1 protein-coding gene is annotated in these 3,104 nt (G+C 40.0%); it reads right to left on the bottom strand.

The genetic code is table 11. The features are described from left to right. On the bottom strand, window positions 1-2,636 hold a 2,636-nt coding region (locus RJ41_RS15045), incomplete at its 3' end, for a right-handed parallel beta-helix repeat-containing protein (protein ID WP_039222566.1). Window positions 2,637-3,104: the final 468 nt, after the last annotated feature.

The raw sequence follows: 3,104 nt of genomic DNA, 5'->3' as shown, positions 1-3,104 counted from the left end.
CGCACATACCCCCAGTCACCTAGCGAAGGTGCAGATTTAATAGAGGTAAAGGTAACTTGGTTAGTGGGGCGGCCATCTACCTTTAGTTTACCTTTAACTAAGAGCCTTGAACTCCTGTCTTTGAAATAGATGTTCCGCCCTTGTTTCAAAGTGAGTGCACCAGACTCGTCAATAGTAAAACTTCCTAATATATATAGATCATCGTTAGGTGACATTTCTCCATTAAGCGCATAGTTCGTTAAAGCAATGCTATTAGCTGTTCGGCTGCCGTTTAGCCTATTGTTTTTCTCAAGCGTCGGGAATGTGCTCTCGCTTCCGCTTCCGGCATATCCTAAAAATGCATCACCAACATCGCCTTCGAATAACCCAAAATAAACTTTGTAGCTATTCGTTGCAGCATAGTTGCCACTATTCGGAGCTTCAATACCATAGCGTGAGTTGTTGATGGATGTCGTTAGAAACATTGAAGCTTGAGAGTTCTGCCTGATTAATATTCCGGAAGTTGATGAATGGGTGATTTTCGAACGTGATATTTCTGGGCTTCCATCCAGGATTAGTGCACCGGATAAATTACCGCCATGCTCTATCTGAACACCATCAAGCAAGCCCGATGAGCCGTCACGAAAATGAATGTTGGCCCAATTTCCTTTTGTAGGCTTACTTACCGCTGCACCAAAAATGATAGGATCTTTTGTATAGTCTTTTGATGTGACAGCATTTATATTTCCATATACGGTTAGCCTTGCTGAAGGTGTAAACAAAATCGTTGTATTTTTGGGAATCGTGACTTCACTAAACTGGGCATTATCATGCCAAACGTATTCATCAGGCCCCGGTACGATTAGCTCATTGATAACTACATAGGGATGTAAAATAGTGGGCTCTAATTTTGTTTTTTGTAAATACCCTGTCAGATAAGTTCTAGTTGATGCAAACACCTCATCACCCAGTTCATAATAAGCTGCGGTAATATTACCGTCGCTATCTTCTTGTTGAGGTATCAACTTATAGGGTGTTGCAGATACATAATAAACTTCGCCTGCGTCCAGTGCAGAAGCGATAATACTTTTGACTCTTGAACTAGAGTGCAAATTACCCAGTACTTCACCCTGACCACAGCTATCGTTAGTAGTGGGAAGGCTGTATAGTTTTCTTTCAGTGAATGAAATGTTTTGAGATTTACCAATACAAAATAAAATGCCATTAAAGCCGCTGGGGTAGCCAGTAAATTTGGCAAATATACGATGTGTGTCATTTGAGGAGTTGAAATCTGGCGATAGAGAAAGGCCTTTGACGCTGCTATCTTGAATCGCGACATTTATGGTCTTTTCGGCGATGATGATCTCGTCATCTTCGCCTACTACTTGATATTTCAATCCAGACTGGTCTGAGCCTGCAGCTATGATTGCAAATAGCTGCCCACTTTCTGGTATTGTGTATTCCCATGTTTTGATGTTATTTCGAATTTTAAGGAGTTTTCCAGGAGGAAAGTTATCAAATCTCAATCGTATTTGACTTCCTTCAGATGTTGGTTGTGAGAAGCTCTTGCTGCTTGTTACTTTTCTTTTGCCTTCAGCTACGAACTGAAATAATTGGAGGCTATGTAAATTGATACGCTCTTCATCGAAGTAATATGTAAGTGCAAACTCGCTTGAATTTCTAATTTCAAGCGCTTCCTCTAGTATTCGTTCTAATTCTTCAGCGGGAATATCTACTCCATTTACCTCTTTATGATTGGCGGCAGTGTTGTAGGCGAGAAGCATACCGTTAACGGCAGCAGAAAATATTTCATCGTAAGGTCCGGAGATAGATGCGGATAGGACGTTGATACCGCCCATAACAAAAATTCTGTTAACATCTACTTCTTCAATAGTTGGCAGTTCTGAAACTGAGCGTTGAAGAAGGTAAAGGTATAGATTAACAACATCTGCGTTCTTCTGTGCTGTGGCTAAGTCGTCAATGCTTACTGTGTCTTTTTGCGATAATTTCGTTGTTATAACATCGAACTGACCATAATCCTCAGAGTTTCTGAAATCATCAAAATTGTTATAAGAATCTACTGCAAGGTTATAATGAACGATAAACTTGTTACGAAGTTCGCTTTCGGAATAAGTAGATAGTACGAAGTCCCCTACACCTGCTGTCGCAGTAATGCCTCCTACAATGAAACATCCAAGAAAGGTTGAACAAAATAATCCTCCTACTACCAATGAACCAATCACAAATCCAAAAGAAAGCCATTTGCCTCCTGTAGATTGTAACTCTCGCCTGTTTATCTCATCCAGATAGTTTTCGACCTCGCTACGAAATTCCGTATCATCTAAGCGTTCCATATTTTCATTAAAATAATGAAGCTTAGAAGATACTAGTGATGCTTCATACAGTTCTGCAGATATACTTCTTGAAACGTTGTACGTTTTGACACCATTAACTTTAATATAAAAGTCTTTGTAGGGTATGCTGTGGTCGGTTGGTAATTCATCGGCTGAGTATACGTATCTAGGAATGGTGTAAGTATTAGAGTCAGAGGCAGTAATGCTAACCTCTTCAATACCCGCACCGAACGCGTTATTCGTGATCAAGGCAGATAAAAGTATCGTCAGCGATGTTTGAAAAACATAAATTAAAAAGCGCATAGCAACTTCCCTGTTAACAAAAGCTATAAAGCAAGCTTAAATTTCATACATAAGTATATTCAAATATAATAATTGTTCAATTATTGAACGAGGGGTTTAATTTATACTTTTGGGTAGTTCTGGTGATGGAGTAGCAATTAGGCCTCTCTAGTCGTTGGTTATAAAAATGCGGTTCATGTATTGAGGAACTTCGTGGTCAACTTTTCAATTTTGGCGGGGAGTTCAAAAGTTAAACCACTAATCTTCTAGCAGTATTTGAAAACAGGGCAAATATCATCGTATCCGCCCCAAGACCGTGGCTACATAAAGAATCAACGGCTCTCTACAGTCAATTACCTAGTAATTAGTAAAAGCTGTCTGACCCTCTTTACCCCCAAACACCACCACATTAGGCACACCATCACCATCGGTATCACCAACCTGATATACCGTTGGGGCGCTATCCCAATCGCTGCCTAAATTCATAAT

This window comes from Alteromonas marina (genome assembly GCF_000808575.1).
Taxonomy (GTDB): Bacteria; Pseudomonadota; Gammaproteobacteria; order Enterobacterales; family Alteromonadaceae; genus Alteromonas; species Alteromonas marina_A.
The sequence above is the reverse complement of the archived record's forward strand: the minus strand, read 5'-3'. Positions and strand labels throughout refer to the sequence as shown.